This is a genomic window from Nocardia sp. NPDC004568 (genome assembly GCF_040609955.1).
Lineage (GTDB): Bacteria > Actinomycetota > Actinomycetes > Mycobacteriales > Mycobacteriaceae > Nocardia.
In genome coordinates this window covers 24701-47152 of the sequence record NZ_JBEXLL010000002.1, presented here as the reverse complement: position 1 = coordinate 47152, position 22452 = coordinate 24701, and the positions used below count along the sequence as shown (strand labels likewise).

18 protein-coding genes and 2 pseudogenes are annotated in these 22452 nt (G+C 69.4%); 13 read left to right on the top strand and 7 right to left on the bottom strand.

Annotated features, from left to right (window positions below; translation table 11 throughout):
• Positions 1 to 273: 273 nt before the first annotated feature.
• The 5 genes from ABZV91_RS01200 to ABZV91_RS01180 are packed head-to-tail and all read left to right on the top strand — an operon-like array spanning position 274 to position 7707.
• Positions 274 to 2148, top strand: a complete 1875-nt coding sequence (locus ABZV91_RS01200; RefSeq protein ID WP_355233691.1) for a methylmalonyl-CoA mutase family protein — start codon at positions 274 to 276, stop codon at positions 2146 to 2148.
• Positions 2148 to 4433, top strand: a complete 2286-nt coding sequence (gene scpA / locus ABZV91_RS01195) for a methylmalonyl-CoA mutase (protein ID WP_355233689.1) — start codon at positions 2148 to 2150, stop codon at positions 4431 to 4433. Before ABZV91_RS01200 ends, scpA begins: the two co-directional genes overlap by 1 nt.
• Entirely contained in the window at positions 4430 to 5422 is a 993-nt protein-coding gene (meaB, locus tag ABZV91_RS01190; protein ID WP_355233687.1) for a methylmalonyl Co-A mutase-associated GTPase MeaB, read from the top strand. Before scpA ends, meaB begins: the two co-directional genes overlap by 4 nt.
• A 55-nt stretch (positions 5423 to 5477) precedes the next feature.
• A complete protein-coding gene (locus ABZV91_RS01185; protein ID WP_355233685.1) occupies positions 5478 to 6113 on the top strand; it encodes a TetR/AcrR family transcriptional regulator in 636 nt (211 codons plus the stop codon).
• A gap of 1 nt (position 6114) precedes the next feature.
• A complete protein-coding gene (locus ABZV91_RS01180; RefSeq protein ID WP_355233683.1) occupies positions 6115 to 7707 on the top strand; it encodes an FAD-dependent monooxygenase in 1593 nt (530 codons plus the stop codon).
• Positions 7708 to 7783: 76 nt separating this feature from the next.
• Here the strand turns inward: ABZV91_RS01180 and ABZV91_RS01175 are convergent, their stop codons facing one another.
• The 3 genes from ABZV91_RS01175 to ABZV91_RS01165 form a co-directional block, all read right to left on the bottom strand.
• Complete coding sequence (locus ABZV91_RS01175) at positions 7784 to 8686, bottom strand: amidohydrolase family protein (RefSeq protein WP_355233681.1); 903 nt, start codon at positions 8684 to 8686, stop codon at positions 7784 to 7786.
• A 43-nt stretch (positions 8687 to 8729) separates the two neighbouring features.
• Complete coding sequence (locus tag ABZV91_RS01170; RefSeq protein ID WP_355233679.1) at positions 8730 to 9797, bottom strand: nucleoside hydrolase; 1068 nt, start codon at positions 9795 to 9797, stop codon at positions 8730 to 8732.
• A 104-nt stretch (positions 9798 to 9901) separates the two neighbouring features.
• A complete protein-coding gene (locus ABZV91_RS01165) occupies positions 9902 to 10669 on the bottom strand; it encodes an MHYT domain-containing protein (RefSeq protein WP_355233677.1) in 768 nt (255 codons plus the stop codon).
• A gap of 427 nt (positions 10670 to 11096) precedes the next feature.
• Here ABZV91_RS01165 and ABZV91_RS01160 point away from each other — a divergent pair, with 427 nt between their 5' ends.
• The 6 genes from ABZV91_RS01160 (at position 11097) to ABZV91_RS01135 (ending at position 17613) form a co-directional block, all read left to right on the top strand.
• Complete coding sequence (locus tag ABZV91_RS01160; protein ID WP_355233675.1) at positions 11097 to 11327, top strand: hypothetical protein; 231 nt, start codon at positions 11097 to 11099, stop codon at positions 11325 to 11327.
• Positions 11328 to 11383: 56 nt separating this feature from the next.
• Positions 11384 to 12286, top strand: a complete 903-nt coding sequence (locus ABZV91_RS01155) for a Sir2 family NAD-dependent protein deacetylase (protein ID WP_355233673.1) — start codon at positions 11384 to 11386, stop codon at positions 12284 to 12286.
• 11 nt (positions 12287 to 12297) lie between these two features.
• Positions 12298 to 12711 carry a secondary thiamine-phosphate synthase enzyme YjbQ gene (locus tag ABZV91_RS01150; protein WP_355233671.1) on the top strand — a complete coding sequence of 138 codons (414 nt, stop codon included), beginning with the start codon at positions 12298 to 12300 and terminating at the stop codon, positions 12709 to 12711.
• Between the two features lie 28 nt (positions 12712 to 12739).
• Complete coding sequence (locus tag ABZV91_RS01145; RefSeq protein ID WP_355233669.1) at positions 12740 to 13828, top strand: Gfo/Idh/MocA family oxidoreductase; 1089 nt, start codon at positions 12740 to 12742, stop codon at positions 13826 to 13828.
• Between the two features lie 138 nt (positions 13829 to 13966).
• The gene (locus tag ABZV91_RS01140) at positions 13967 to 16171 is read left to right on the top strand and encodes a molybdopterin oxidoreductase family protein (RefSeq protein WP_355233667.1); all 2205 of its coding nucleotides are present in this window, start codon (positions 13967 to 13969) and stop codon (positions 16169 to 16171) included.
• 449 nt (positions 16172 to 16620) lie between these two features.
• Positions 16621 to 17613, top strand: a complete 993-nt coding sequence (locus ABZV91_RS01135; protein ID WP_355233665.1) for an oxygenase MpaB family protein — start codon at positions 16621 to 16623, stop codon at positions 17611 to 17613.
• Positions 17614 to 17649: 36 nt separating this feature from the next.
• Here the strand turns inward: ABZV91_RS01135 and ABZV91_RS01130 are convergent, their stop codons facing one another.
• Entirely contained in the window at positions 17650 to 18273 is a 624-nt protein-coding gene (locus tag ABZV91_RS01130; RefSeq protein WP_355233663.1) for a TetR/AcrR family transcriptional regulator, read from the bottom strand.
• 142 nt (positions 18274 to 18415) lie between these two features.
• On the opposite strand from ABZV91_RS01130, the gene ABZV91_RS01125 reads away from it, so the two are divergent.
• Complete coding sequence (locus ABZV91_RS01125; protein WP_355233661.1) at positions 18416 to 19372, top strand: oxygenase MpaB family protein; 957 nt, start codon at positions 18416 to 18418, stop codon at positions 19370 to 19372.
• 70 nt (positions 19373 to 19442) lie between these two features.
• On the opposite strand, the pseudogene ABZV91_RS01120 reads toward ABZV91_RS01125, so the two are convergent.
• Positions 19443 to 20240 (bottom strand): annotated as a pseudogene (locus ABZV91_RS01120) (hypothetical protein); the annotation flags it as partial.
• A gap of 122 nt (positions 20241 to 20362) precedes the next feature.
• On the opposite strand from ABZV91_RS01120, the pseudogene ABZV91_RS01115 reads away from it, so the two are divergent.
• Positions 20363 to 20584: pseudogene (locus ABZV91_RS01115) on the top strand (hypothetical protein); the annotation flags it as partial.
• On the opposite strand, the gene ABZV91_RS01110 reads toward ABZV91_RS01115, so the two are convergent.
• Both ABZV91_RS01110 and gndA read right to left on the bottom strand, forming a co-directional pair.
• Positions 20562 to 20738, bottom strand: a complete 177-nt coding sequence (locus ABZV91_RS01110) for a hypothetical protein (protein ID WP_355233973.1) — start codon at positions 20736 to 20738, stop codon at positions 20562 to 20564. The pseudogene ABZV91_RS01115 and the gene ABZV91_RS01110 overlap by 23 nt on opposite strands.
• Before the next feature lie 81 nt (positions 20739 to 20819).
• A complete protein-coding gene (gndA, locus tag ABZV91_RS01105) occupies positions 20820 to 22265 on the bottom strand; it encodes an NADP-dependent phosphogluconate dehydrogenase (protein ID WP_355233659.1) in 1446 nt (481 codons plus the stop codon).
• Positions 22266 to 22452: the final 187 nt, after the last annotated feature.

Below are 22452 nucleotides of genomic sequence, written 5' to 3'. Positions count from 1 at the left end.
AATCGGCACGCCGCTGTGCCGCCCGCCCGCCGGGGGCTCCGGTGGGGGCGGCCGTGCCCCGGGTGCCGGTGAACAGGCGCGACGAGGTTCTTCGCCGCGAGGTTACTCGCTGGTAGTGGTAGCCACGGACGATGCCGTACGGGCATCCCGCTAGCATCGGAGGAGCGGGCTGAATGCTCGTTAACCAAAGTATTCGCTGAGCTGGGCGGATGCCAAGGTACCCGCGCACACCTGTGGTGCGCTTGTACTGGAACGACAATGAGGGAACAGGGTATGCCGATTGCTGCAGAGCCCGCGGCCGGAGCTGATCCGTCCTCGTCCGCGGTGCCCGAATATCCCGCCTGGCGCAAGGGTGTGGCGGGAGTGCTGGCCAAGACCCGCAAGGTCGACGCGGCCGAACTCGGTGCGGAACCCGAAAAGCTACTGAACCAGTCCACCTACGACGGGCTGAGTATCGCGCCGCTGTACACGCGCCGAGACGAACTGCCCGAGCAGCCGCTGCCCGGCGCCTATCCGTTCGTCCGCGGCGGCGACGCCAGCCGCGATGTCCACCGCGGCTGGTTCGTCAGTGCCCGGATCGGTGCCGCCGATGCCGCGTCCGCCCACCGGGAGATCACCGGCGGGCTGGAAAGCGGCCTGAGCGCCGTGGAACTCGGGGTCGGTGCGCACGGGGTGCCGGTGGCCGATCTCGCCGCCGCGCTCGACGGTCTGCTCTTCGAGCTGGCGCCGCTGGCCCTGCGCGCTGGGACCGAGACCGCGGCGGCAGCCACAGCGGTCTACGAGGTGCTCGATCGGTACTCGGCGCCCGACCGTGCCGCTATCCGGGTCTCCCTGGGGGCGGCACCCCTCACCAGCGCGTTCGCCGGAATCGAGGATATCGGCGTCGCCGAGACCACGGCCTTGGCCGTCGCCGCCGGGCAGCGGTCCGAAACCGTCCGGGCGATCACCGTGGACGGCACCGTCTTCCACGATGCCGGCGGCTCCGACGCCCAGGAACTGGGTGCGGCCGTCGCCGCCGGACTCGAATACCTGCGCGTGCTGGCCGGGGAGATGCCGATCCCGGAAGCGCTGCGGCAGTTGGAGTTCCGGTTCGCCGCCACCGACGACCAGTTCGCCACCATCGCCAAGTTCCGGGCCGCGCGGCGCCTGTGGGCGCGGGTCGCCCACGCGCTGGGCGCGCCGTCGGAGGGCGCGGCCCCGCAGCACGGGGTGACCTCGGCGGCCATGATGAGCCGGCGTGACCCCTGGGTGAACCTGCTCCGTACCACCCTCGCCGCGTTCGGCGCCGGGGTGGGCGGCGCCGATACCGTCACCGTGCTGCCGTTCGATTCCGCGCTGCCCGCCGGTGAACTCGGGGTCTCCGCGTCGTTCTCCGAACGGATGGCCCGCAACACCCAGCTGCTGCTGCTCGAGGAGTCCCATCTCGGACACGTCCAGGACCCCGGCGCGGGTTCCTGGTACGTCGAGCGTTACACCGACGAACTGGCCACCACCGCATGGGAGTTCATGCAGGAGCTGGAATCCGCCGGGGGCTACCGCGCCGCGCTGGATTCGGGTCTGGTGGCCACCCGGATCGCCGAGACACACACCCGCCGGGAAAGCGATATAGCCCATCGCCGGACCGCCGTGACCGGGGTGAACGAATTCCCCAATCTCGCCGAGGCGCCCTTGTCGGAGGCCGCTCGTACGGCCGGCCCCGGCCGGCGGTACGGCGCCGCTTTCGACGCGCTGCGGGATCGCTCCGATGCCTACCTCGCGACACACGGCCGTCGTCCGCAGGCGTTGCTGGTGCCGTTGGGCACGGTGGCCGAGCACAATGTGCGGGTCACCTTCATCGCCAACCTGCTGGCGTCCGGCGGTATCGAATCCATCAACCCCGGCCCGCTCACCGAGAGCGATATCGCCGCGGCGGCGAAGGAATCCGGAGCGTCGATCGCGGTGCTCTGCGGTACCGACGCGCGCTACGGCACCGATGCGGCCGGTGCGGTGGAACAACTGCGCGGCGCCGGAGTCGGAACCGTCCTGCTGGCCGGCCCGGAGAAGGTCGTGGCCGGTATCGAGGAGGCCCGGCGTCCGGACGGGTTCCTGGCGGCCCGGATCGACGCGGTCGCCGCCCTGACCGCCCTGCTGGAGAAGGTGGGAGCCTGATGACGACACAGCGAATCGAGCAGGAGGTCGGCAGTTTCGCCGACGTACCGCTCACCGAGCCGGGTTTCACGCCCGACAAGGCCGACCGCAGCGCCCGTGACTCCTTCGTGCGGGAGGCGGCCGCGGCGAACAACTACGCTCCCGAGCAGCTGGTGTGGTCGACCCCGGAGGGTATCGATGTCCCACCGGTGTTCACCAAGGCCGATCGTGATGCCGTGGCCGAAGCCGGTTTCCCGCTCGACAGCGTGCCCGGCGTCGCGCCCTTCGTGCGCGGGCCGTACCCGACGATGTACGTGAACCAGCCGTGGACCATTCGCCAGTACGCGGGCTTCTCCACGGCCGCCGATTCCAATGCCTTCTACCGCCGCAACCTGCAGGCCGGCCAGAAGGGTCTGTCGGTGGCCTTCGACCTGGCCACCCACCGCGGTTACGACTCCGACCATCCGCGGGTGCAGGGCGACGTCGGGATGGCCGGCGTGGCCATCGATTCCATCCTGGACATGCGCCAGCTCTTCGACCAGATCCCGCTGGATCAGGTCAGTGTATCGATGACCATGAACGGCGCGGTGCTGCCGATTCTGGCGCTGTACGTCGTGGCCGCCGAAGAGCAGGGCGTGGCGCCCGAACAGCTGGCCGGAACCATTCAGAACGATATTCTGAAAGAGTTCATGGTCCGCAACACCTACATCTATCCGCCCAAGCCCTCGATGCGGATCATCTCCGATATCTTCGCCTACACCAGCGCGAAGATGCCGAAGTTCAACTCCATCTCGATCTCCGGCTACCACATCCAGGAAGCCGGGGCGACTGCCGATCTGGAACTCGCCTACACCCTCGCCGACGGCGTGGAGTATCTGCGGGCCGGGATCGACGCGGGCATGGAGATCGATGAGTTCGCGCCGCGGCTGTCGTTCTTCTGGGCCATCGGCATGAACTTCTTCATGGAGGTGGCCAAACTCCGGGCGGGCCGGTTGCTGTGGAGCGAACTGGTCGCGAAGTTCGATCCGAAGAACCCGAAATCGCTGTCGCTGCGCACCCATTCGCAGACCTCGGGCTGGTCGCTGACCGCGCAGGACGCCTACAACAATGTGGCCCGCACCTGCATCGAGGCCATGGCCGCGACCCAGGGGCACACCCAGTCGCTGCACACCAACGCGCTCGACGAGGCGCTCGCGCTGCCGACCGATTTCTCGGCCCGGATCGCGCGCAACACCCAGCTGCTGATCCAGCAGGAGTCCAACACCACGCGGCCGATCGACCCGTGGGGCGGTTCCTACTACGTCGAATGGCTGACCCATCAGCTCGCGGAACGGGCGCGGGCGCATATCGCCGAGGTGGAGGCGCACGGCGGGATGGCCCAGGCCATCGGCCAGGGCATTCCCAAGCTGCGTATCGAGGAGGCCGCGGCCCGGACCCAGGCCCGGATCGACACCGGTCAGCAGCCGGTGATCGGCGTCAACAAATACCAGGTCGCCGAGGACCACGAGGTCGAGGTCCTCAAGGTCGAGAACTCCCGGGTGCGCGCCGAGCAGATCGAGAAGCTGCGGCAGTTGCGGGCCGGCCGTGATCAGGACGCGGTGGACCGGGCGCTGGGTGAGCTCAGCCGGGCCGCCGCCTCGTCCCAGGGCGGGATGGAGAACAATCTGCTGGCCCTGGCCATCGACGCCGCGCGCGCGAAGGCCACCGTCGGCGAGATCTCCGACGCGCTGGAGAAGGTCTACGGCCGGCACCAGGCGGAGATCCGTACGCTGTCCGGTGTGTATCGCGACGAAGCCGGCAAGGTCACCAACATCACCACCGCCGGGGACCTGGTGGACGAGTTCGCCGAGGCCGAAGGCCGGCGTCCGCGCATCCTGGTCGCGAAGATGGGCCAGGACGGGCACGACCGCGGCCAGAAGGTGATCGCCACGGCCTTCGCCGATCTCGGGTTCGACGTCGATGTGGGCCCGCTGTTCCAGACCCCCGAAGAGGTGGCCCGCCAGGCGGCGGACAACGACGTGCACGTCGTCGGTGTGTCCTCGCTGGCCGCCGGCCACCTCACGCTGGTGCCCGCCCTGCGGCAGGCACTGGCCGATGTCGGCCGGCCCGACATCATGGTCATCGTCGGCGGGGTCATCCCGCCCGGTGACTTCGACGAGCTGTACGAGGCGGGGGCGGCGGCGATCTTCCCGCCGGGCACCGTCATCGCCGACGCGGCGATCGACCTGCTGCGCAAGCTCGGTGCCGCGCTCGGGCACGAACTCGGTTCCGGCGACAGTGGATCCGGGGTCGAAGCCCAGGGATGAGCGCACGTGTCGTCGACGTGGAAGCACTCGCGCAGGCGGTCCGCTCCGGTGAGCGGGCCGCCCTCGCGCGGGCGATCACCCTGGTGGAGTCCACCAGGTCCGACCATCGGGACCAGGCCCAGCAGCTCCTGCTGCGACTGACCCCGGAAGCCGGTGCGGCACTGTCGAACCGGGTCGGAATCACCGGGGTGCCCGGAGTGGGGAAGTCGACCTTCATCGACTCCCTCGGTATGCAGCTGATCGGGCAGGGGCACCGGGTCGCCGTGCTGGCGGTGGACCCGTCGTCCACACGCACCGGCGGGTCGATCCTCGGTGACAAGACCCGGATGGCGCGGCTGTCGGTGGAGGAGAACGCCTTCATCCGCCCGTCCCCGACCGCGGGCACGCTCGGCGGGGTGGCGAAGGCGACCCGCGAGACGATCGTGCTGCTCGAGGCGGCGGGGTACGACGTCATCCTCGTCGAGACCGTCGGGGTCGGGCAGTCCGAGGTGACCGTGGCGAATATGGTCGATGTCTTCTGCTTCCTCACCCTCGCGCGTACCGGCGATCAGTTGCAGGGCATCAAGAAGGGTGTGCTGGAGCTGGCCGATCTGGTCGCGGTGAACAAGGCCGATGGTAAGCACGAGATCGAGGCGAAGTCGGCGGCCCGGGAACTGTCCGGGGCGCTGCGGCTGATCCATCCGCACGATGCGCTGTGGCGGCCGCCGGTGCTGACCATGAGCGGTCTGGAGGGGGTCGGGCTGGAGGAGTTCTGGCGGACCGTGCTGGAACACCGCCGGGTGCTGACCGACGCGGGCGAGTTCGCCGAGAAGCGCCGTCGTCAGCAGGTCGACTGGACCTGGACCATGGTGCACGACCAATTGCTCCGCCGGCTGGCCGACAATCCGAAGGTGAAGGCGCTGCGAGGCGCAGTGGAGCGCGACGTCCGAGACGGGACCCTGACCGCGGCGCTGGCCGCGGAGAAACTGCTGGACGCCTTCGACAGCTAAAAGTTTCCGCTATGGAAATCTTTCCATTTCGGAAATTATATGTACCCTGGGTGGCATGGACGATGCCGAACCCGGGCTCCGGGCACGCAAGAAACGGGAGACGCGACTCGCGCTGAGTCTCGCCACCATCCGGCTGTCGATCGAGAAGGGCTGGGACGCGGTCACCGTCGAGGAGATCGCGGCCGCGGTCGGTGTCTCCGATCGCACCTTCCGCAACTATTTCGGGAGCAAGGCCGAAGCCGTGGCCTCACGGCACCTGGACCGGATGTACGAGATCGGCCGGCTGCTGGGGGCCCGCCCGTCGGCGGAACCGCTCTGGACCGCGATCACCACGGCGGTCCTGCACGGGTTCGGGGTGGGCGAGGGCGATACGCAGGAGGCCTGGTCGGGCGATACCCGCTGGGCCGAGGGTGTGGGGGAGATCCTGTCGCAGCCGGCGGTACGCGGAGCGGTCCTGGAGGCCGACGCGCTCGCGCAGCGCGAGCTGGCCGCGGCCGTCGCCGGACGGGTCGGTGCGGATCCCGACCGGGATATGTATCCCAAACTGGTGGCCGCGGTGGTGGGTTCGGCCTGCGCGGTGGCCACCGAGCATTCCCGGACCACCCGGCCCCCCGAATCCCTCGCCGCCACCTTGCGGGCGGCGCTGACCCAGGTGGCCGTCGGGCTGCCCGTACCGAATGCCGGGAGCTGAGATGGGCTACGACGTGATCATCGCCGGGGCCGGCCCGGTCGGGCTGCTGGTGGCCTGCGAACTCGGCCGGGCCGGGGTCCGGCCGCTCGTCCTGGAACGCCACGCCGAGGCCGAGACCGAACCCCGGGCCAACGGCCTGGTGGGCCAGGTGGTGCCGCTGATGGACCGGCGCGGACTGTACGAGCGGCTCAGCGGCACCTCCGGTCCACCCCGGCCCAACGACCGGTATTTCATGTTCGGCGGGCTGGCCCTCGATCTGAGTCTGCTCGACGACGGGCCGATCTACACCCTGCCGATCCCGCAGCGCGAACTGGTCGCCGTGCTGGGCGAATACGCCGCGGAACTCGGTATCGAGGTCCGCCGTGGCATCACCGTCGAGGCTGTCGCCGGCGACGACGACGAGGTCGCGGTGGAGATCTCGGGTCCGGACGGTGCGGCGTCTGTGCGTGGCCGCTACCTGGTCGGCGCCGATGGCGCGCACAGCATTGTCCGCAAACAGCGGGGCATCGGCTTCCCCGGTATCGGCTATGACCGCACAACCGCGCGCACGGTCCACGCCTCGATCCCCGCCGACTGGGTGGACCCGGTCTCCGGTGCGCTGCGGGTGCCCGGCTTCGGCCCGGTCCGGCCGTTCCTGTCGCTGCGTACCGAGCACGGTGGTTTCACCTACGCCCCCTTCGCCGGCCGTCCGCCGATGCTGTCCACGGTCGAATGGGACGAGCCCCCGACGGAAGAACCGATGACGCTGGCGGAGATGCGGGGCAGTATCACCCGGGTCCTCGGTGCCGAGATCCCACTCGACGAGCCCGTGGGGCCGGGCCCACATCTGCTGCGCCGGCTGCGCGGCGGGCACACCCGGGTGGCCGAACGGTTCCGCGACGGACCGGTCCTGCTGGCCGGTGACGCGGCGCACGTGTACACCGGCGGTGGCGGCCCGGGACTGAATGTGGGACTCACGGACGCGGTGGAACTCGGCTGGAAACTGGCCGCCGAGGTCCAGGGCTGGGCGCCGCCCGGTCTGCTCGACAGCTACGACCGGGAACGGCGGCAGGCGGCCACCCGGACGGAACTGGCCGCCCGGGCCCAATCGGCGCTGCTCGCACCGGGCGGGGATACGACCGCCCTGCGTACGGTGTTCGGGGAGCTGCTGACCGACGAGTCCGCGGTCGCGCGGGTGGCCGCGGTGATCGCCGGGACGGATGTGCGCTACGACATGGGTATCGCGGACCCGCATCCGCTCGTCGGCTACAGCGCTCCGGACCTCACGCTACGCCTCGGGGACTCGACAGTGCGGCTGGCCGAGCTGCTCCGGGAGTATCGGCCGTTACTGCTGGATCTCGGTGCCGACCGAGCGTGGTCGGCCGCGCTCACCGGTGTGCCGGACCGGGTCGGGGTGGTATGCGCGCAGACCGAGGGAACCACGGCGGCGGCCCTGCTGGTGCGCCCCGATGGCCGCGTGGCCTGGGCCACCGATTCCGTGCCCGGGCCCGGACAGATCGCCGAATGCCGGGCCGCGCTGGCCCGCTGGGCGGGGGCCGCGACGCCGGACGAACGGGTCGCCTCGGCCGGGGCCGCGGGGGAATCCGCACCGTGACACCGGACGGCAACTCGATCGCCGGCGGGTGCGCGGTCACGGGCCGCCTGGTGAGCGGCCCGCCGCGTGCTCGCCGTCAGTCGAGGCCGAACCGCTCCGCGGCGGTGCGGTAACAGACGCGGCGCAACCAGTCCTCGCCCAGGTCGAGCCGCTCCAGTGCCTGAACCGCGTGCCGGTACGGGTACGGGATGTTCGGGAAATCGCTGCCGAACATGATCCGGTCGCCGTGGTCGAGCAGACGGTGCCGGTCGCCCGCCGGGAACGGGACATCATCCTCGGCGAAATCGGTGAACGCCATGGTGGTGTCCAGGTACACCCCGGAATACCGGTCCGCCAGGTCCAGGAAATCCCGGTACTCCGGCATACCCATATGCGCCACGATCAAGGGCAGGCGGGGAAATCGCCGCAGGACGTCGGCGACCGGTCCGGGACCGGTGAACGCGCCGGGCGCCGGACCGGAACCGCAGTGGATCACGGTGGGGACACCGGCGTCCTCGAGCAGGCCCCAGACGGGATTCAGCAGGGGGTCGCGGGGATCGTAGGCGCCCACCTGGATATGGGCCTTGAAGACCTGGGCGCCCTGCTCGACCGCGGCCGCCACGTATCCGGCCGCGCCCGCTTCGGGATAGAACGTGGCGGTGTGCAGGCACTCCGGGACGTCGGCGGCGAATTCCGCGGTCCACTCGTTGAGCCACGCCGCCATGTCCGGCCGGTGCGGATACACGAGTGCGGTGAACGCGCCGATCCCGAAGCGGCGCAGGGTGTTCAGCCGGACCGATTCGTCGGCGCGATAGGTGATCGGCCAGGGCCGCCCGGTGAGCGGGCCGACATCGTCGAAATACGCCCAGACCTTGCGCAGTACCCGGTGCGGCATGAAATGGGTGTGCACATCGATCAGTGCGGGCAATCCGAGCCGCTGCCGGAACTGCGCCAGGTATGCCTCGTCGGCCGGGACCTCGGCCACTCCGGAGGTGTTCACGTTCCTCCCTCTCGATGCGGTCGGACAGGGGGCGGCGGAAACGTCATCGCGTCCGGGTGACGGGTTCGCCGACCGTATCCCGGGGGTACAGGGCGCGGGCATGGTCGCCGATGCGGGCGATCATCCGGTCGAAGAACCGCACGGGGTCGGTGCCGACGACGATATCGGCGTTGGGCGGTCGCCCCCACATCCCGGCCCAATCGGCGATGGTGGCGCCCCGGGTGAGGGTGCCCGTGAGCTCGACGTCCACGGTGGCGGGCCGGGTGCGTGCCAGCGCCGGGTCCAGAGTCACCGCGGCGGCGAACGGGTCGTGCATATGGGCCAGATAGCCGAGGTCGTATCCGTGGTGGAAATCGAAGTAGAAGCGCACCGCGTCGGTGAGGTGCCGGACGATCGGATTGCTCGCCGCCGAACGCGCCGCGGGCGGATCGGCCGGCGAGACCGTTTCGGCCGGGAAGCTGCCGGCCCGCTCGGCCAGCCGGACCAGGTGCGCCGGCCTCATCTCGATGGTCTCGGTGATGTCGAGGGCGCAGATCAGCGGCCGGCGGTCCGGCGGGGCGGCGGAGAAGGCGTCGAAGACGATCTTCGCGGCCTCGGGGTCGACGTGGATGTTCCACTCGTTGGTCGGCGTGGTGTTGCCGGGGTGGGAGAACGCTCCGCCCATGATCACCAGCCGGCGCAGCAGCCGGGGGAGTTCGGGTTCCTCGCGGAGCGCGAGGGCGAGATTGGTCAGCGGCCCGGTGCACAGCCCGGTCAGCTCGCCGGGATGGCGCCGTACCAGGTCCACCCACATCCGCGCCGCGCTGCGGTCGGAGATACGCCGGGTCGGGGCGGGGAGTTCGGCGTATCCGACCCCGTGCGGACCGTGGGTGTCCTCGGTGGTGCGCAGGGGGATCTCGAGCGGTTCGGCCGCTCCGAGTGTCACCTCGATCTGCGGGGCCCGGGCCAGCTCGAGCCAGGCCAGATTGTTGATCGCGACCTGGGCCGCGGGCACATTGCCGGCAGTGGAGGCGATCCCCATGATCTCGGCGTCCGGGCTGGCGAGGAGATAGAGCAGGGCGAGGGAATCGTCCACGCCGGTGTCCACGTCCAGGATGATCCGCTGCCGCACCCCCTGACCCTATCGGGGAGTGCGGCGGCGGATTCGGAGCGGGTCGTGTCACAGTGACGCATTCCGGTCGGCCAGCCGAAATGTGTCACTGTGGCCGAGTCCGGTCAGTCCCGGGTGGGCCAGTAATTGTCGGTGGCGGGGCGGCGGCTGAGGGCCGCGCCGCCGCTCACCTCGGTCAGGCCCAGGTGGAACAGCATGCCCACGGTCAGCAGACTGACACCGACGATCAGCGGGGTCAGCAGCTGCGCGGCGCCGGCGCCGGAGGGCGTCATATGGTGTTGTTCGCCCAAGTGCATGGCGTACATGCCGGTGTAGTGCATACCCGCCACGGCCACGCCCATCACCAGTGCGGCGCCGACGGTGGCCAGGGTGCCGCGCACATTGAGGGTGAACCAGAGCGCGGCGGTCGCGGCGATCACCGCGATCACCATGGACAACGCGACGGTCGACCACTCGTAACCGATCTCCACATCGGTCTTCATGGCGTACATGCCGGCGTAGTGCATCGCGCCCACGCCGATCCCGGTGACCACGCCGCCGACCAGCAGGCTCTGGCGGCCCAGCCGTCGCTGCTGGGCCAGGCACAGTCCGAGCCAGACCACGACCATGGCGATCACCGCGCTGATCAGCGTGACGGGTACGTCGTATCGGATGGCGGCGCCGTCGATCCGGAAACCCAGCATGGCGATGAAGTGCATCACCCAGATACCCGTGCCGCCGAGGGCGACCGACGCCGCGATGAGCCAGCCGTCGAACGGTGAGCTGCTGCGCACGCGGCTCATGCACCGTAGTGCGAGCAACGATCCGGTGAACGACATGACGTACGCGACCACGGGGGTGAGCCAGCCATGGCTGAAGTGGTCGATCTCCACCGGTGAACCTCCTCGCTGGCGTGGAATCCCGCCCCCGCAACAGCGGAACACGAGCATTCCAAATTGGTGAACGTGCAGGAGGTGAATTTAGAGGAGTTGTGTCGTAAAAAACAAGGGCCGTATTGATGACATCGGCGCACCTGTGACACGGATTCGGTGCGCCGCCGTTCTCGCGATCGCACTATGACGTGGGACACACTACTCGATGTCCGGGTATCGATCCCGGGCAATCCTCCGGCATGTCGTTTCCGGCACCCGGTGCCGCCCAACCGTTCCCGGTTCCGCGGTCCGCCGTGGGGGCCGTGATGCCTGGTCGGTGCGGGTGATACGCGGCCGGTCGAAGGGCTGCGCGGGGTGCTCCGAGTTTCCGGTTGTGCTGTGCGTCACCGGTCCTGGGCGTAGGCTTCGGGCAACTCGAAGGAGACCCATGCCTGGCATATCCAGCCGTCCCACCGCCGTCGATCACGCTCTTCCCGAGGCCGATCTGGCCGAATTCGCCGAAATCCGCAGTGCCGAACGCGCCGAGGCCGCCCGCCGCAGTGCTGTCGCGGCCCGGATCGTGGCCGGCCACGCCACCGATGCCGCCGACTGCCGCAATCTGCTGGCCATGCTCGGTCTGGACGCGGAGGCGGGCAAACTCGCGGGCGTCCAGACCTGAGGCGGTGAATTCCGGCCCCGGGTGGGCGGGGCCGGACCGGCACGTACCCTCGGGGTATGCCCGAAACGGCACTGCTCACCGCGCCGCACCCGGACTCCTGGTCCGCCGCCCTCGACGATCTCGTCGACCTGATCGGCGACCGGCCCACGGTGGTACTCACCGGCGCGGGTATCTCCACCGACAGCGGTATCCCCGATTACCGGGGGCCCGACACGCCACCGCGAACACCGATGACCTACCAGCAGTTCGTCGGCGATCCGGTGTTCCGGCAGCGCTATTGGGCGCGTAATCACGTGGGCTGGCGGTACATGGACGCCGCCCGCCCCAATGCCGGCCACCGTGCCCTGGCCGAACTGGAGCGCGGGGGCGCGGTCACCGGCGTGATCACCCAGAACGTCGATCTGCTGCACACCAAGGCGGGTAGCCGCCGGGTGATCGACCTGCACGGCAGTTATGCGCAGGTGCGCTGTCTGGGCTGCGGGGCGCGCATTTCCCGCATGGCGCTGGCCGAGCAGTTGGAACAGGCGAATCCCGATTTCGCCACCGCGACGGTCACCGGACTCGAAGTGGCCCCCGACGCCGACGCCGTGGTCGAGGACACCAGCGGATTCCGCATGGTGGATTGCCCGCGGTGCGGCGGAATGTGGAAGCCCGACATCGTCTACTTCGGAGAGAGCGTGCCGCCCGAACGGGTGGCGGCCGCCTACGAACTGGTGGACGCGGCGGAAGTGATCCTGGTGGCAGGCTCCAGTTTGACGGTGTTGTCTGGCCGTCGTTTCGTGCACCGGGTCGCCCGCAACGGCGGCACGGTGGTGATCGTGAATCGCGGCGCCACCCGCAGCGACGGACTCGCCGACCGGCGGCTGGACGCCGGATGCTCACCGGCGCTGTCCGGGTTGGCCGAGCTGTACCGGATCCGTGGCGCGCGCCCGGCGGACGGCCCGCCCGGCGCCGCGTAGGCTGCCCCGATATGCGCAGCACAGTCATCGCGGTGCACACCGGCCGCAGCGAAGTGGTCCACGACATCACCCCGCAGTGCCGGGCGTTCGCGCGGGACGCCGCCGGCGACGGGCTCCTGCACATCTTCGTGCCGCACGCCACCGCCGGAGTCGCGATCATGGAGCTGGGCGCCCACAGCGACGAGGATCTGCTGGCCGCCCTGCGTGACCTGCTCCCGGCCGACGACCGGTGGCGGCACGCGCACGGATCGCCCGGCCACGGCCGCTCTCATGTGATGCCCGCGCTCATCGCCCCGTACGCGACCGTTCCGGTCCTCGACGGCGAACCGGCGCTAGGCACCTGGCAGTCCATCGCGCTGGTCGATCTCAATATCGACAATCCCGACCGCGAGGTGCGGTTGTCGTTCCTCACCTCTGCGGGGTGACCGTGTTCGCCGGGTAACGTCGGCGGGTATGAGCAGCCTCGGAGTCGCCATCATCGGGTACGGGCTGGCCGGGGCGGTGTTCCACGCACCGCTCGTCGCCGCCGATCCCCGGCTTCGCCTGGCCGCGGTGGTGACCGGTTCGGCGCAGCGGGCGGAGCAGGCGCGACGGGAACACCCCGGGGTGCGGGTGCTGCCCGATGCCGACAGTCTTTTCGCGGAGATGTCCGGAATCGATCTGGTCGTGATCGCCGCACCCAACCGCGTGCACGCCGATCTGGCCCGGCGGGCGCTCGCGGCGGGGGCGGCGGTGGTGGTCGACAAACCCTTCGCGGTGACCGCCGCGGAAGCCGAGGATCTGCTGCGCTGTGCCCGGGATGCCGGGCGGATGCTGACCGTTTTCCAGAACCGACGCTGGGACGGCGATTTCCGGACGGTGCGCCGGCTGGTGGCCGAGGACGCGCTGGGCCCGGTGCGTCGCTTCGAGTCACGGTTCGAGCGCTGGCGTCCGGTGTCCAAGGGTGGTTGGCGCGAGCTGGGCGGTCCGGCCGATGCCGCCGGGATCCTCTACGACCTGGGCAGTCACCTTGTCGATCAGGCGCTCACTCTGTTCGGTCCGGTCGCGAGCGTCTACTCCGAGCTTGCCCGGCGCCGCGCCGGGGTCGGTACCGACGACGACATGCTCCTCGCCCTGACCCATACCGGCGGCGTGCGCTCCCATCTGTGGGCGAGCGCGGTGGCCCCACTACCGGGCCCCCGGTTCCGGGTGCTCGGGGAACGGGCGGGCTACGAAGTGCACGGACTGGACCCGCAGGAGTCGGCGTTGCGTGCCGGACGGCGGCCGGGCGACGGGACACCGTGGGGAGAGGTCGGCGAAGCCGAGTACGGCGTCCTCGGCGCCGGTGACGACACGGCGCGGTATCCCACTCTGCCCGGTGATTACCCCGCGTTCTACCGGGCCACGGCCGCCGCCGTCCTGGACGGTGCGCCGATACCCGTAGACCCCGTCGACGCGCTGGCGGGCCTGCGGATCCTCGAGGCAGCCCGTGAATCGGCAGCGAAAGGTGTTGTCGTAACCCTCGGCGGCGCCTCCGGAGCGGCGGGCCCGGGGCTCTGGTGACCTCGGCCCGCGCGCCGCGTTCCTTCCGTTCCGTCACCAGGGGCCCGGTCGCAGCGGCCGGCAATTCGGTGCGACAGCTCTCATCGAATTCTCTCAATACACCTTCTGCCCAGTGTCTCAAAGGGCGATGATGGTGGCATGGCCGCACCGAACCCCGCCGCATCCGATACCGCTGTCCGGAACCTGCTGCGCACCTGCCCGCTGTGCGAGGCGGCCTGCGGCCTGGAGCTGACCGTCGACACTCACGACCGGGTGACCGGTGCGCGCGGTGACAAGCTGGATCCGTTCAGCAAAGGATTCCTCTGCCCCAAGGGGGCCGGTTTCGGGCAGCTGGACGGCGACCCCGATCGTCTCACCGAGCCGATGGTCCGGGACCGTGCCACCGGCTCGTGGCGGACCGTGGGCTGGGCGGAGGCATTCGACCTGGTCGCGGCGCGCATTCCGGCGATCCGGGCCGAATACGGCACGCAGGCGATAGCGCTGTACCTGGGCAACCCCAATGCGCATACCGTCGCCGGCACCCTGTACGCGCCGGCGCTCATTCGGGCACTGGGCACGAAGAACGTGTTCTCCGCCAGCACCGCCGACCAGATGCCCAAGCAGGTGGCCTGCGGGCTGATGTTCGGGGATCCGCTCGCTGTCCCGGTTCCGGACCTGGACCGTACCGATTACGTGCTGATGCTGGGCGCCAACCCCCTGGAGTCGAACGGTTCGCTGTGCACCGCGCCGGACTTCCCGGGCCGGTTGCAGGCACTGCGGGCGCGCGGTGGTCGCCTGGTGGTGGTGGATCCGCGCCGGACCCGCACGGCCGCCCGCGCCGACGAGCACCTCTTCGTGCGGCCGGGCACCGACGCGTATCTGCTGTTCGGAATCGTGCACACGCTCTTCGCCGAGGGGCTGACCGAGGTCGGGGTCGAGGTCACGGGTTTGGACGAAGTGCGGGCCGCGGCAGCGGAATTCGATTCGGAGACCGTGGCCGCGCGCACCGGGGTGCCCGCCGCGACCGTACGCAGGCTCGCGCGTGAACTCGCGGCCGCGCCGACCGCGGTGGTGTACGCCCGGATCGGCACCTGCACCGCTGAATTCGGCACGGTGACCCAGTGGCTGGTGGACGTGATCAACGTGCTCACCGGCAATCTCGACAGACCGGGCGGCGCCATGTTCGCGACGGCGGCGGTCCGCGGAATCGTGCGCACCAAACCCTTCCGTCCGGGCCGCTGGCGCAGCCGCGTCCGCGACCTGCCGGAGTCGATGGGCGAACTGCCGGTGGCCACCCTCGTCGACGAGATCACCACGCCCGGTGACGGGCAGGTGCGGGCCCTGATCACCGCGGCCGGTAATCCGGTGCTGTCGGCGCCCAGCGGCGCCCGGCTCGACGGCGCGCTGGCCGGGTTGGACTTCATGGTGAGCCTGGACTGCTATCTCAACGAGACCACCCGGCATGCCGATGTGATCCTGCCGCCGCCGCGCCCGGTGCAGTCTCCGCACTACGACTTCGCCCTCTTGCAGTTCGCGGTCCGCAACTACGCCCGGTTCTCGCCGCCGCTGGTGCCGCTGGGGGGCCGGCCGTCGGAGGCCGAGGTCTATGTCCGGCTGGCGGCGGCGGTGAGCGGGCAACCGCACAACCCGGCCACGGCCTACGATCCGCTGGCCGCGTTCGACGAGCTCGTCATCGGTACGACGCTGCGACAGGCCGGTTTCGACCAGCGACGGCACGAACTCGCGGGCAGGACCAGTACCGAACAGCGGCTGGACCTCATGCTGCGGCTGGGACCCTACGGCGAATGGAACGGTGGGAACCTGAGCCTGCGAACCCTTCTGGACAACCCGCACGGTCTCGACCTGGGTCCGCTGCGTCCTCGACTGTCCGAAATTCTGCGTACCGCCTCGGGGGTCGTGGAGCTGGCACCGGCGGCGCTCCTGGCCGATCTCGGCCGCCTGCGTGCCCGGTCCGCGGCCGCACCGGCGGACATGGTGCTCATCGGCCGCCGGCACCTGCGGTCCAACAACAGCTGGATGCACAATGTGCCCAGGTTGGTGGGCGGGACGAATCGCTGCACCCTGCAGATCCATCCCGACGATATCGCCCGGCTCGGACTCGGTGAGCGGGCACTGGTGAAATCCGCGGCCGGGTCGGTGACGGTGCCGGTGGAGCCGACCGATTCGATCATGCCGGGAGTGGTGAGTCTGCCGCACGGCTGGGGGCACGCGACCAGTTCACAGCAGGTGGCGCGACAGCACGCCGGTGTCAACGCCAATGTGCTGACCGATAATTCGGTGCTGGACGTCCCCTCCGGTAACGCCGTGTTCAACGGAGTCCCGGTGTCGGTGACGCCCGCCTGAGCCGTACCGCCGCGGTCGTGGATCGGTAGACCGGCCACTACAGGAAACTCTCACCCTGTTTCATCGATCGGATCTCGTTGATCCGCGCCGGTATACGAGACGAATTGATAGCCTAGTGCTGGATTCACTATCACTGCGGATTTCGGTTCGCCGATACGGTCCCCTCGATGACGCGGGGCCGCTCGCTAGGAGTCGCCATGTCCCACGCTCACGTTGCCCCCGGCCGGTGGACCGGTCGCGGCCGTCGCGGATCGCCTCGCCTCCAGCACCCGCACGTTCGGCAGGCCGGGCACCGGAGAGCGTCACCGCCACCTGTGCCCTGCTCTGCACCGCATCGCGCCCTGGAGCGTCACAGGCGAGCGGTCCGGGTGCGTCAGGAACGGGGGAGACCGCACCCGCCCCGGGACTCCCGCCCCGCCGAACGTCGCATTCACCACCCAGGAGACAGAATGACCACCGCATCCGCGTCCGATACCCCGCGTACCGGCGGCCGACCGGCCGCCGAGGATCATCCCATCGAGTTGGTTCCGCTGGACTCGCTGACCGCCGAGATGGTCGGGCACTGGACGTATCTCGTGATGGAGGGCGCTGCCTTCGCGATGCAGGGGCTGCACCCGGTGATCCGAGAGGTCACCGACAAGTACTCGGTCGCCAAGACCGATCCGGTCGGTCGCGCCATCCGCTCGGTCGACTCCGTGCTGCGCTGGACATACGGTGGGATCGAGGCCGTGCAGGACGGCCGGCGGCTCCGGTCGCTACACGCGCCGCTGCGTATGAAGGGTAGCGAGGGCAAACAGCTCAGTGCCCTGCACCCGGGCGCCTACCAGTGGGTGATCGCCACCGCCTACGTGACCACCGCGAAGGCCGGACCGCTGCTGATGGGCCGGGAGTTCACCGACGACGAACTCGAGCAGTTGCTGCGCGACAACATCCGGATAGCCCGCATCCTGCAGGTCCCGATGAAGGGGTATCCGCAGACCCGCGCCGAGTTCGACGAGTATTACGAACACATCGTGACCGAGGTGCTCTCCGCCGACGAGGAGGTGCGCGAACAGTACCGGCAGTTGCGGACCGGTGATCTGGATCAGTTCCGGGCCCTGGGTTTTCCCGCGGGCGGTATCGCGCGACTGCTCGGGTATCCGATGATCCGATTCAACTACCTGTCCATCGTCGGGCTGCTCGATCCGCGCCTGCGCACCATGATCGGCGCCGAGTGGACCGACGCGGACCAGCGCGCGCTGAAGCGCGCCTACGCGGTGATCCGGTTCGCCTATCGGGTGCTCCCGGACCGGCTGACCTACTTCCCCATCGCTTACCACGCCCGGAAACACCATCAGCAGATCCAGAAGATGAAGCAGCGGGAGCTGAAATCGGCCGCGTACGCCGTGCGCCCGCGGCAGGAGACCTCGCGCGAGCCGATCACGATCGTGCCCGGCGGCTGATCCGCACCGCCGGTGCCGCGCGGCACCGGCGCTCGATCAGTCGCTGCCGGGATGGGGATACATCAGCGGCGCGAGATAGCGGCGCGCGAAGGCCCGGGCCGCTTCGGTGTCCCCGAGCGGTAGCACCCCGCGCGGGTTGGAGATGAACGAGACGGTGAGCCGGACGAACAGTTCGGCGACCACCTCCCGGTCGAAACTGCCGAGTTCGCCGCGTTCCTGCCAGTAGGTGAGGAACTGCGCGACCAGCCCGCGCCCCTGTTCGATGACGTCGTCGTCGGTGAGGAAATCGGTGAGCTGGCCCGCAGCACCGGACATGCGCAGACTGCGGGTCAGCAGTTCGGGCTCGGTGGCCTCGCCGACGAACGCGGCGAACATCTCCGCCAGCGCGCCGACCGGGCCCGCGGATCGGTGCATGGCGTCGGCGACGATCGTCGCCAGCCGCTGCGATTCGGCCATGAGCGCGTACCGCACGATCGTGGACTTCGTGCCGAAACGACGATAGACAGTGGCCACGCCGACGCCCGCTACTTCGGCGATCCGCACCATGGTCGTCTCCTCGAACCCGTGTGCGGCGAAACATTCGCGCGCGGCGTCGACGATCATGCGGGACTTGGTATCCAACTGCTGCAGCTCCGTCCACTGCGCAGCCGTCGTTTCCATTCCGATCAGCCTACCGCCTTGCCATCGCACCCGGTGTGGACGCTGGATCCGCGCCCTGAACCATGGTTTCCGCGCCGACCGAATGATAGAATGATGGCGTTTGAACTATCATTCTGTTCTTCTTCCCGCCCGAGGTGACGAGATGGCGACCCACGCAACGGAGCGCACCGCCGAACAGTCGACCGACCCCCGCGTCCGGCCCGAGGTCCTGCGCGAATTCCGCAAACATTCCGGCAGCGTTCTGGCGGGCGCTTTCGCCGGCGCCGCGTTCGATCAGGTGGCCCTGGTCCCGGTGGCCGCGGCGGTGGACCGGACCGGCCGGTTCGAAGAGAACTTCGCCGATCGCGGTGTCCGCAGCGGTGTTTCGGCGATGATCGCGCTGTGGGGCGATTCCGACGACCGTCGCGCCGAAGCCGAATGGCTCAAACTCCGGCACCGCGACGTTCGCGGATCCGGCAGCGCGGCGTTCGGTGAGGTCGCATACAGCGCACTGAATCCGTTCACCTGGAAATGGATCGCGGTGAGCGGCATCTTCGTCGTACTGAACACCTTCACGTACTGCACCGGGACCCCGCTGCGGCCGGCAGAAGAGGAGGCGGCCTATCAGCAGTTGCGGGCCGCCTTCGCCGATCTCGAACTGCCCAGCGCCGCCGGGAAACTCCCGGCCGATCTCGCCGAGGCGCGCACCTACTACGACCAGATGGCGACCCAGGAACTGGCCGAGAACCCGTTTCTCGTCCAGAAATTCGCCGACCTGACGAAACTGCCGCTGCCGACCCTCGGCCTGCCGCCGCTGGCCCGCCGGGCCCTGACCCCGATGTGGCCGGTGCTGCGACCGGTGGCCGGGCACGTGATCCAGGTGTGCTCGTCCAAGGCCATGCATCCGGCCGTGCAGCAGCTCACCGGTTTCGAGCTCACACCGCGCCACGACAGGGAATTCGCGCTCTACATGTGGCTGTTGCGGCTCGCCTGGCGAGTACTGCCCGATCGGTTGCTCATGCAACCTCTGGCCTACAACCGCTTCCGATACGAGAAGCTCGTGGCCGCTTACCGCAGCTACGGTCTCGAATCCTTCGCGGTACCCGCCGACCGGCGCTGAGCGCTTCCCGATGCCCCGGTTCGTCTGGCGCGACCCCGACGTACCGGTGGACGGCCCGACCGGGACTGTCTCAGCGCTGCCCGGCCCGCAGGAAGCGTCCGGTGCGTATGCTGCCCAGGGCCGGGTCCGCGGCGCCGTGACCGAACACGTACCGCCCGCCGACATACACCGCCGCGACGGCGGCGTCGTTGCGGTTCACCATCCGTTCCAGTCCGCCGTACTGGGCCACCGGGCTCTCGGCGTAGGCGTCGAGTGAATCGTCGAGGCCCGCCGGGTCGACGACCACCAGGTCGGCGCGGTCGCCCTCGCGCAGGTGGCCGGCGTCGATGTCGTACCAGTCGGCGAGTTCGCCGGTGAGCCGGTGCACCGCGCGCTCCAGCGGAATCACCGGAGCGCCTTCCTGCTCGGCCCGGTACATCCGGCGCAGGAAGCGGAGCCCGAAATTGTAGAAGGCCATATTCCGCAGATGGGCGCCCGCGTCGGAGAAGCCCAGCTGGATGCCGGGATCGGCGGCGAAACGGTCCAGGATCTCCGGCCGATGGTTGGAAATGGTAGTGCGCCAGCGCAGTTTGGTGCCGTGTTCGAGTACCAAGTCGAGGAAGGCGTCCACCGGGTGCAGACCGCCCCGGTCCACGCCGGCCTGCCCGAATGTCTTACCGACGACCGTCTCGTCCGGGCAGCTCACGATCTCGGCGTCGAAGAAGTCGCGGTGCCAGACCCGTAGTCCGAATTTCGCGTCGTAGTCCTTGCGGAAGCGGCGGCGGTAGTCCTCGTCGGCGAGCAGCGCGTCGCGCTCCACCCGGTCGGCCAGGTGCAGGGCCGCCGCCCCGGATCCGAACTCCTCGAAGATGCCGCCGATATCAAGGCCAACCCGTACGCTGTCGTGCTCATCGGCTCGCTGGCGCGGCTGGTGAACGCGTTCGGCGCGAATTCCGCTGGCAGCATCTGCCGGTCCCGTTCGAGGTGTACGCCGACGGTATCGATCTGGTACTGCTGTTCGACAAGGTCGACGGCGAGACCTGCCGTTCCCGCACCCTGCCGTCCATCTATGCGCGGGCGAAGGAGCGCCGCCGCCTCAACGCCATCCTGCGCCGGCGCGGCCGGGTGCTGCAGGGCGGGCCGGACATCACCTCGCCGCGCAGTCTCGGCGCGATGATCTTCAGCAGTCCGGGTATCGGGCGCCGCAAGCTCAAGACCAGCCTGCTGTCCGCGCCGCGTCGACCACGTCCGGACAGTCGGCCTCGTCGAGCGGTTCGGCGGAAACGGTCACGACCCGGTCGCCGCGTAGTCCGAGATGGCGAATCGCGGAGGCCGCACCGGTGCCGTCGAACCAGCGGCCACCCTTGATGATCGTGTCGTAGCTCACACCTCCTTGCAACTGGTCGAATGATCCGGAGTCAAGAGGCGGGTGGGTCGCCAGGCGGAGATCCGCCCGGCGATCGGGCGTTCAGCCGGCCGAAACCTCGGAACGGTCCTCGCTCCACAGCGTGTGGAACTTACCTTCGGCATCGACCCGCTCGTAGGTGTGCGCACCGAAGTAATCACGCTGGGCCTGGGTGAGCGCGGCGGGCAGTCGTTCGGCGCGCAGCGCGTCGTAGTAGGACAGCGAGGAGGCGAACGCCGGCACCGGGATCCCGAGCAGCGTGGCGGTGGAGACCACCCGCCGCCAGCTGTCGATCGCTGTCTCGATCGCGTTCCGGAAGTAGGGCGCGAGGATCAGGCTCGGCAATGCCGGATCGGTTTCGTAGGCCTCTTTGATGCGGTTCAGGAAGCGGGCGCGGATGATGCAGCCGCCACGCCAGATGGTGGCCAGATCACCCGGCGTGAGATTCCAGCCGTATTCGGCACTGCCGGCGGCGATCTGGTCGAACCCCTGGGCGTAGGCCACCACCTTGGACGCGTACAGGGCCTGCCGGATGTCCTCGGTGAACTGCGCGATATCGGTGGGTTTGGCGCCGAGTTCGCCGGCGGCGAGGCCCGTGGCCGCGGCGCGTTGCCCCCGGGCTCCCGACAGCGCCCGGGCGAACACGGCCTCGGCGATACCGGTCACCGGAACGCCGAGGTCGAGCGCGGACTTCACGGTCCAGCGGCCGGTGCCCTTCTGCTCGGCCGCGTCCACGATCACATCGACCAGCGGCTTGCCGGTTTTCGCGTCGACCTGGTTCAGTACTTCGGCGGTGATCTCCACCAGGTAGCTCTCCAGATCGCCGGAGTTCCACTGGGTGAAGATATCGGCGATCTGCTTCGGATCCAGGTCGAGCGCGGCCCGGAACAGGTGATACGCCTCGCCGATGAGCTGCATATCGGCGTATTCGATACCGTTGTGCACCATTTTCACGAAATGGCCGGACCCGTCCGGGCCGATATGGGTGCAGCACGGGGTGCCGTCCACCTGGGCGGCGATGGACTCCAGCAGCGGTCCCAGCGATTCGTAGGATTCCGCGGGTCCGCCCGGCATGATCGACGGGCCGTTGAGGGCACCTTCCTCGCCGCCGGAGATCCCGGCGCCGACGAAGTTGAGGCCGCGGGCCCGCAGTGCGGCCTCGCGCCGGATGGTGTCGGTGTAGAGGGCGTTGCCGCCGTCGATGATGATGTCGCCGGTTTCCATGGCGCCCGCGAGTTCTTCGATCACCGCGTCGGTGGCGTCGCCGGCCTTCACCATGATGAGCACCCGGCGGGGCTTCTCCAGCGCGGCGACGAACTCGGCGATGGTCTCGGTACGGACGAAATCACCGTCGTCGCCGTGCGCGGCGAGCAGCGCGTCGGTTTTGGCGACACTGCGATTGTGCAATGCCACGGTGTAGCCGTGCTTGGCGAAGTTGCGGGCGATATTGCTGCCCATCACCGCCAGGCCGGTGACCCCGATCTGTGCACGCGCTGCGGAGGAAGCCATGAACCAGCTCTTTCGTTCGACTGTTCCAACATTTCGGCGGGTCCACCGGGCCGCGATGATCGTGGAGACCGGCCGCGCGCCCGGCGTATGCCCTGTCTTCTTTCTACCGGGTGGCCCGGCCGGGCCGTGCGCGGACCCGCCGACAACCGATCCGTGCGGCCGGGCCGGGACCGATGTCGGCGGGGTG